The organism is Endozoicomonas sp. SESOKO3 (genome assembly GCF_024606255.1).
On the sequence record NZ_JAHHPR010000526.1, the window covers coordinates 1 to 1,804 of the forward strand.

A 1,804-nucleotide genomic window follows, 5' to 3' on the forward strand; every position below is an offset into this window, starting at 1 on the left:
CTGCTGACCCACAGTGACCGTCTTTGGATTGCCCCCTTTGACCACCACTCCCAGCTCAGGGGAATTGATTCGTTTTAACCGGGTCAACTTTCCTGTGGGTGTTTCTGCCAGCAAACGTGCGGTTCTGGCGTTAACGCTGTCAGCCACCAAAACCACAGCGTCCAGCCAACCTCTGGTATTGTCGCCGATCTGTGTTCTGCTGCGCAAAGCCACAGGCAGAGGGGCAGGCGCTTCAGACTGGATAAGCCGGCCATTTTGATAAATCATCAAATGGCTCTGATCCTGGGACACCAGCAGGTGCGTTTTTTTGCCCGCTGGGAAAAAGTCGTTGGCCACGATCCTTCGTTCACTCCCCTCAGCAGGCAATACCCTGATAACCAGATCCTTCCCCTGACTGACCAACAGGGTCATTGACCCCTTGTCGCTGTCCGACAAGTCAGAAAAATCAAACAACTCAACCTCGGCAGAAACAGACGCATCAGGACTCACAAAACAGGACAGCGTCATCTCTCCACCCGTCAGGGTATTTTCAAACGTTGTTACTGGCTCAAACTTTTGAACCATCAGGTCAGATAACCTGATGCCCGGATGGTTAAAATGGACGTTATCAAGCCCGGTCCCATCGTCCTTGCAGAAGAGGGTCACCGAGTGCCAACCGGTATCCAGCAGTCGGACAGTCCCGCTGCCACCCACGACAATGCTTTCCAACTTAGCCCCGGTTTTAACCTGCACATCACCGAGGGTAACCGTTAACCGGGTCACCTCCGGTGGTGGGATGAATTGGCCGGAACCGGGTACCTGCCAGTGGACGAACTCAAATCCGGACACTGAGCCTTGCACCTGCCCATCAACGACAATGTGCTGATGGTTTCCGTCCACAATAAACGACGCACCGACAGTGACCACAGGGGCAAGCACCAGTGAATCATATCCCTCACCGCCTCCGAGATAATCCCAGCGTACATCCGTTACCGTGAACTGATCATCACCGCCCAGCCCAAAAAAGGCACCCGTCTCGCCTGATGAGTGCCAGTTATCAGCATCCGGAGTACCCAGGCGTACTGTGCAGTTTGATGAGGACCCGGCATTGTCATTTAATGGGCAGAACCCAGCCGTTTTCTCAAAGACATTACGGGCACTCAGCTGCAGCAAGTGTTCATCACTGATGTCCGAGCCGGAAAGCAACACCCGACCGTAAGCCCTGGCCAAGCCACGCCAATCCATGGCCGACATGGAACAGACTGCCTTCGCCCCTCTGGTGGGCAGAAGCGTCTGGCAGCTTACTGTGACTAATGGATGATGACTCTCATAGTCATCCCAGGCAACGGGCCACAACTGACCCAACGTCATGCCCAGGGGAAAATGGTTCCCGCCAAAGAACAGCATCAACTGCCCCTGACGTTCCAGCACCCTGACATCTTCAAGTCTTGCACTGTTGAGGATTTTTGATGGTTTGGGAAAATCGCGGGTGAGCGACCAAACGTCTTCCGACAGCAGAACCCGATGATTGAGTTCGATACGCTCAACCCGGTTTAAATGATTGCTATTAAAATAACCCTGGTAGCGTCTCCGATCCGAAATGCCGGTCAAAGAAGCGGTTTCCAGGCTTTCGCCATCCTTGAAAAGATAAATCAACAAATCATCATTCTGTTTGCGAAAAACAGCCTGGTTATCCCGATTAACCTTCACCACCAACAAGTCGGCACGCCCCGGAGCCTCGACAATCTCACTGTAACCATCCCCCTGCTGAAACAACCCCTTTTTGCTGTTGTCATCCGCGACAAAGATGTGTCTGCCATCGGCT

1 protein-coding gene is annotated in these 1,804 nt (G+C 53.2%); it reads right to left on the reverse strand.

Features of this window, described 5'->3' with window-relative positions:
• Positions 1 to 1,804, reverse strand: a 1,804-nt coding sequence (locus tag KDK18_RS09055; RefSeq protein ID WP_257254579.1) for a LamG domain-containing protein, incomplete at both ends; no start/stop codon positions are given.